The 6,458-nt window shown below is 70.7% G+C and carries 5 protein-coding genes; 2 read left to right on the forward strand and 3 right to left on the reverse strand.

Features of this window, described 5'->3' with window-relative positions:
- Positions 1–17: 17 nt before the first annotated feature.
- Complete coding sequence (locus tag PMI01_RS05845; protein ID WP_007665223.1) at positions 18–731, reverse strand: energy transducer TonB family protein; 714 nt, start codon at positions 729–731, stop codon at positions 18–20.
- Between the two features lie 187 nt (positions 732–918).
- On the opposite strand from PMI01_RS05845, the gene PMI01_RS05850 reads away from it, so the two are divergent.
- Entirely contained in the window at positions 919–1,794 is an 876-nt protein-coding gene (locus tag PMI01_RS05850) for a transglycosylase SLT domain-containing protein (RefSeq protein WP_007665224.1), read from the forward strand.
- Between the two features lie 221 nt (positions 1,795–2,015).
- Here the strand turns inward: PMI01_RS05850 and PMI01_RS05855 are convergent, their stop codons facing one another.
- Positions 2,016–3,203: a CaiB/BaiF CoA transferase family protein gene (locus tag PMI01_RS05855; RefSeq protein ID WP_007665226.1), complete on the reverse strand. Its 1,188-nt coding sequence runs from the start codon at positions 3,201–3,203 to the stop codon at positions 2,016–2,018.
- A gap of 86 nt (positions 3,204–3,289) precedes the next feature.
- The gene (locus tag PMI01_RS05860; RefSeq protein ID WP_007665228.1) at positions 3,290–5,095 is read right to left on the reverse strand and encodes an ATP-binding protein; all 1,806 of its coding nucleotides are present in this window, start codon (positions 5,093–5,095) and stop codon (positions 3,290–3,292) included.
- 162 nt (positions 5,096–5,257) lie between these two features.
- On the opposite strand from PMI01_RS05860, the gene spbR reads away from it, so the two are divergent.
- On the forward strand, positions 5,258–6,391 hold the full coding sequence (gene spbR, locus PMI01_RS05865; RefSeq protein WP_007665230.1) for a pole-localized protein SpbR: 1,134 nt from the start codon (positions 5,258–5,260) through the stop codon (positions 6,389–6,391).
- Positions 6,392–6,458 lie beyond the last annotated feature (67 nt).

Below are 6,458 nucleotides of genomic sequence, written 5' to 3' on the forward strand. Positions count from 1 at the left end.
GGGAGAGGGCGAGATAATTACCCCGCGCTGAACTTGATCGGGATGCGCACGCTGGCGCCGTCGACGGGTTGGCCGTTTTCGGTCTGGGGGCTCATCCTGAAGTACTTCGACAGCTTGACGGCCGCGTTGCCGAAGCCCTCCTCGGCGGGGGTCTCGCCGGCCACCACGCAGTCGCGCAGGGCGCCGTTGGCTGCGACGGTGCAGGCCAGGGTGGCCTGGCCCGAAACCTCCCGGCGCATGGCGCTTTCGGGATAGAAGCGGCTGAACTCCGAGGCGCCGGGCTTCTTCAGCCAGTTGGGGCTGCGGATCACCTTGGGTTGGATCACCGGCGGCTCGCCGGGGGAGGCCGGGATCTCGGAGAAGGTAGGCGGGCCCTCGCCTTTGAGGTCACTGTGCTCGACCCTGGGAACCGACAGGGGGTCGACGGGAAGATCTAGGGGCAGAGGTATGAGGCGCGGTTCGATCGGGTTCGATCGCGTGATCTTGGGTGTGTCCGGCGTCGGCTTGGGCGGCGGCGGGGTCGGCCGCCACGGATCGATGAGAATGCCCCGATCCTGCACGACCGGCGGCTGCGGCATCACGAATTTCTGGTACGCCAGATAGGCGAACAGCCCCGCATGGGCGGCGGAGACCAGGACGAGCGCCGCGACCATGGCCTTCGACGGCTTGCCGCGCGGCGCGTCGTTCAGGCCGGGGATATAGGAACCGATCGTGGCTTGATGGGCGACCATGGCAACCTCCTTGAGCGTCGATGTCTCTGGATCGACACTGGAGCGTCCCACGAAGAATTACGTTTGTAAATATTACGAGCGTAGATTTATTACGATCGTAAGCGAGACACCCTGTCGCAGGGCGGTTGGGTCTCCGTCCCAGCATGGTTAAGCGCGCATTAACCACGCTCGTTCAGACATTGACGCCATGGCAGCCGTCAATTCCATCCGCAGCGTCGTCGAGTCGGCGATCCAGCGCGCGTCCAGCGCGACGGGCGTGGACTTCACGTTCCTGATGGGCACGGCCAAGCGCGAGAGCGGCTACAACCCCAACGCCAAGGCCGGCACCTCCTCGGCCTCGGGCCTGTTCCAGTTCGTCGACCAGACCTGGCTGTCCACGCTGAAGAAGCACGGCTCCAAGTACGGCTACGCCCGCTATGCCGACCTGATCCAGCAGGGAACCGACGGCAAGTACCGAGTGGTCGGCGACGAGGCCCGCAAGGCCGTGCTGGGCCTGAAGCTGGATCCGCACGCCGCATCCTTGATGGCCGGCGAACTGGCCTCCGACCACGCCTCCTACCTGCGCGGCCGGGTGGGGCGCTCGCCGACCTCCGGCGAGCTCTACGCCGCCCATTTCCTGGGGCCTCAGGGTTCGGCCCGGCTGATCGAGGCCGTCAACGCCTCGCCCGGGGCCAGCGCCGCCGCGATGTTCCCCGACGCGGCCGCCGCCAACCGGTCGATCTTCTATCGCGAAGGCCGGGCGGCCACGGTCGGCGAGGTCTACGCCAACCTGACCAAGACCGGCGGCGGCGAGCCCGTCACGGCGCCCGACGCCTCGGCCAACGCCGCGCCCGCCGCCGATCAGGGCTTCATCCAATACGCCACCGGCCGCCGGCTGGAGCGCATCCAGCAGCAGGAAGCCCTGGTCAACCTGATCCTGCGCGGCTCGCAGGACGTCGACAGCGGCTTCAGCCTGGCGTCGAACAACAGCGGCGGCTCGTCCGCCTCGCGGATGACCAACTCGATGTTCTCGTCCGAGATGCTGCGCGTGCTGTCGGAAGCCGGCGACAAGACCAAGCGGTAGGGGCGGGCGGGGCGCTTGCTTCACGCGGAAGCGGCCAGCCCTTCCCCCATATCTCCAAGTACCCGCCGTCATCCCAGGCCTTGTGCCCGGGACCCATCTGTCCGCCGCAAGGGCGGATGTGTGGCGCGCCGGCGCGCCAACGCGCTTCACTGTCGGCTGAACCATGGGTTCCGGGCACAAGGCCCGGAATGACGGCGGAGAGGGGAGTGGTCTGGGAGACCCTACGCCTCCACCGGCCGCAACCCCGCGATCTCGTCCTCCGAATAGCCGATCTCGCCCAGCACCGCCGCCGTGTGCTCGCCCAGGCGCGGCGCCGGCCCCCTCGGCCCGTCCTCCGACCCCGGGAAGCGCGCCGGGCCGGCGGGGGCGGGGAAGGTGGCGCCGTGGCCGTCCGGGGTCTGCACGAAGCAGCCCGCCGCCTGGGCCTGGGGGTCGCCCACCAGGTCGCGCGGCGTCTGCCAGGGCGCCCAGGTGATGTCGCCGGCGTCGAGCGCTTCCTTGGCCTGGGCGTAGTCCATCGCCCCGAACGCTTCGTCGAGGATGTCGACCAGGGCGGCGGTGTTCTCGCGGCGCAGGCGGGCGGTGGCGAAGCGCGGGTCCTCGGGCAGGTCCGGGCGGCCGGCGGCGACGGCGATCTGCCGCCAGTCGGTGGCGCCCTGGCGGGCCAGCAGGCAGATCCAGCGGTCGTCGCGGGTCTTGAAGAAATTGGCCAGCGGCTGGATCGCTTCGCGTCGCCCGCGCGTCGAGGCCAGCTTGCCGAACCGCAGCTGGATGGCCATGTCCGAGCCGATCGCATAGACGCCGGTGCGCAGCAGCGAGGTCTCGACCAGTCGACCGGTTCCGGTGCGGTGCCGTTCGTGGACCGCGGCGAGGATCGCCGACACCGTCGCCAAGGACGTCACGTGGTCGCCCATGCCGGTGCGGACGGGAAAGGGCTCGGCCCCCTTCGGCGCGGTGATCGCGCCCACGCCCGCCCGCGACCAGAAGGCCGCCACGTCCATGCCCGGCTTGTCGGCGTCCGGCCCATCCAGGCCATAGCCGGTGAGGCTGCAATAGATCAGCCGCGGATTGACCGCCTTCAGGGTCTCGTAGTCCAGCCCCGCCCGCGCCAGGGCGGCCGGGCGGACATTGGTCAGGAAGATGTCGGCGTCCTTGACCAGGGCCTTGGCCGCCGCGCTTCCGCCCTTCGACCGGATGTCGAGCACCACCGAGCGCTTGCCGCGGTTGTCGAGCTCGAAGATCGGGTTGGCGTCCTGGTCGGAGGCGATGGTGTCGAAGAACCGCCGCATCGGATCGCCGTCGGGGGACTCGATCTTGATCACGTCGGCGCCCCAGTCGGCCATGATCCCGGCCGCGCCCGGGGCGGCGATGTAGGTGGCCAGTTCGATAACCCGCAATCCGCGCAGCATGTCGTCTTCCTCCCGCGTCTTCTTGTTGCGGTGAGTGTGGACGACTTAAACGGTCGTTGGGAAGGGCCTTGACGCGGAACCCGCCCCTAGGCGACCGCCGCCTGGCTGGCGACGCTCTTGCGGTCCAGGGTCGCGGCGTCGGCGACCGCGCGGGCCACGGCGGCGACGCTGACGGGCTTGCGCAGCACGGTGTCGGCGCCGGCGTCCAGGCACTCGCGGGCCTCGTCGGCGTCGCCGCCGATCACCGCGATGATCGCCACGTCGCGATTGCCGCTGTCCAGGGCGCGCATGGCGGCGGCGGTCTGCGGACCGTCGAGGATCGGCATGCGGCCGTCCAGCATCACCAGGTCGAAGTCGCAGATCCGCGCCAGGTCCAGGGCCCGGCGGCCGTTCTGGGCGTGGACGACCTGGTGGCCCAGTTGCTCGAGGATGGCCCGCAGCATGGCGGCGTTGAGGGCGTCGTCCTCGGCGATCAGGATCCGCAGGTTGCGCGGCGGCGCGCCGGCCGGCTCGGGCGGCTGGGCGGCCTCGGCCTGGGTCTCGACCACGCAGACGGCCAGTTCGTCGAAGGGCAGGGTCAGGGTGAAGCAGCTGCCGACGCCCACGGCGCTGGAGCCCTCGAGCGCGCCGCCCATCAGCCGGGCCAGCTGGCGCGACAGCGACAGGCCCAGGCCCGCGCCGTTGACGCCGGCCCCGGTGCGCTCGATGCGGCGGAAGGCCTCGAAGGCGTGTTCCAGCTCCTCGCCCGACAGGCCGGGACCGGTGTCGGCCACCTCGATGGCGATCTGGTCGCCGCGCCGCTCGACCCGCACCTCGATCCGGCCGCGCACCGTGTACTTCACCGCGTTGCCGACGATGTTGGCGATGATCTGACGGGTGCGCAGCGGGTCGCCCATGGCCGCGCCGGTCAGGCGATGCTCCAGGTCGGCCTCGACGTGGACCGTCAGCTCCAGGCCTTTGGCCATGGCGTGCGGCCGGTCCAGCAGCACCAGGTCGCGGATCAGGCGCACCGGCTCGAAGGCGACGCGCTCGACCGCCAGGCGGCCGGACTCGGCGGTCTCGGAGTCCAGGGTGGCGTTGAGCACGGCGACCAGGTCCTGGGCGGCGTCGAGAGCGGCGTTCAGCTGCTCGCGCGACGGCGCGGCGCGACCGCCCTTGCCGGCGGCGGCGGCCAGCACGTGGGTGACCCCGGTCAGGCCGTTGCGGATCTCATGGCTCAGGGTGGCGACGATGTCGGACTTGGAGCGGGCCAGGCGCTCGGCGGATTCCAGCACCTGGAGGCGCTCCGCCAGCAGGGCCTCGTGGTCCAGGGTCAGGGCGTGCTGGCGGCGCAGCATGCGGTTCAGCACCAGGGACAGGGCCATGGCCAGGGCGATCGCGCCCCAGGCCATGGTGCCGGCCCACCGGCTGTCGGGCCGCGAGAACAGCAGTAGCAACGGGCCGCAGGCGGCGACCGGCGCGGTGATCAGCAGGGCGACCATGCACGGCGCGGAGAAGAAGATGCAGACCACCGCCGCGCCGGCCGTCAGCAGCAGCAGGGTGTCGCGGGCCGGGCCGGCCCCGTCGGCGAAGATCGCCATCTGGATCACGCCCACCGCCCACAGCAGGCCCGAGAGCACGTGCACCCGCGCGCGGCGGCTCAGGTCCTCGGCCTCCGGTGTGCGCAGCCAGGCGACCACGGCGTAGAACGCGCCCCAGTTGATGGCGAACACCGCGAAGCTGACCGCCAGCCAGACGGCGTTGGCGGCGAACGACCCGGCCCAGACATAGATCGGCAGGCTGACGGCGAACACCGCCAGCGCATAGGGCAGCAGCGCCGTCTGGGCGTCGAGCGCCAGACGGGCGTCAGCGCCGCTGACTGCGGGGGCGGTTGGTCGGCGCTCGGCGAACAAGGATCGGATTCCTCGGGTGATGAACGAGGACCCTAGGCGGTCGCGGTTTGCGCGGGGTTACGGCTTATCGTTAATCCACAGCGCAATGCGGGCAAACAATCGTTAAGCCTAACAAGGGATGATCCGATTCCCAGCTGTTCCCCAGGCATAGGGGGGAGATCCATGGCCACCACCCGCGCCGCCCTGACCGACCACGACATCCGCATGCTGGTGAAGGGCGCGACGCCCGACGAGCGGGCGCTGGCCGCCCACAAGCTGTGTCGCACCATCGACCGCGCCGAGCTGGACGAGGCCCAGCGGGCCCTGGCCGCCGACATCCTGCGGGTGATGGCCGCCGACGCCGCCGAGCTGGTCCGCCGCGCCATGGCCGTGACCCTGCGCAATTCGCCGACTCTGCCGCCCGACATCGCCAACCGCCTGGCCCGCGACGTCGAGAGCGTGTCGCTGCCGATCATCAGCTTCTCGCCGGTGTTCAGCGACCAGGACCTGGCCGAGATCGTCCGCCTGGGCGGTCCGGTGCGGCAACTGGCCGTGGCCAAACGTCCCAGGCTGTCGAGCAAGATCACCGCCCTGCTGGTCGACCAGGGGTCGGAGGAGGTGGTCGCCACCGCCTGCGCCAACGACAACGCCCGCTTCTCGGACATGGCCCTGCAACGCGTGCTGGACCGGTTCTCCAAGTCGGAGGCGGTGCTGAGCGCGGTGGCCTATCGCGCGGCCCTGCCGCTGGCGGTGACCGAGCGCCTGATCGACATGGTCGGTGACCAGCTGCGCGACCACATCCTGACCCACCACGCCCTGTCGGCCGAGCGGACCCTGGACCTGATCCTCGGCGCCAAGGAGCGGGCGACCATCGATCTGGTGGAGCAGGCCGGCCGGACGGCCGACGCCAAGGGCTTCGCGGCGCACCTGGCCAGCGTCAAGCGCCTGACGCCGTCCCTGCTGCTACGGGCTCTGGCCCACGGCCACATGACCTTCTTCGAGTGGGGCGTCGCCGAGCTGGCGGGCGTGCCCCACCACCGCACCTGGCTGATGATCCACGACGCCGGACACCTGGGCCTGAAGGCGATCTGCGAACGGGCTGGCCTGCCGTCGCGCCTGTTCCCGGCCCTGCGCGCCGGCGTCGACGCCTTCCACGCCCTGGACTATGACGGCCGCCCCGGCGACCGCGAGCGCTTCCAGGAGCACATGATCCAGCGGTTCCTGACCTCTTCGGCGGCGGTGTCGCGCGAGGACACCGACTATCTGCTGGAGCGCGTCGATCGCCTGGCCGAGCAGACCCAGGCCGCGGCGGGGTAGGGCGCGACGAGGCCCTAAGCCTTGAGTTCGACGTCTAGCCCCTTCTTCACCGTCATCCCGGGCCTTG

This window comes from Caulobacter sp. AP07, assembly GCF_000281955.1.
In the GTDB taxonomy this organism is placed as follows: domain Bacteria; phylum Pseudomonadota; class Alphaproteobacteria; order Caulobacterales; family Caulobacteraceae; genus Caulobacter.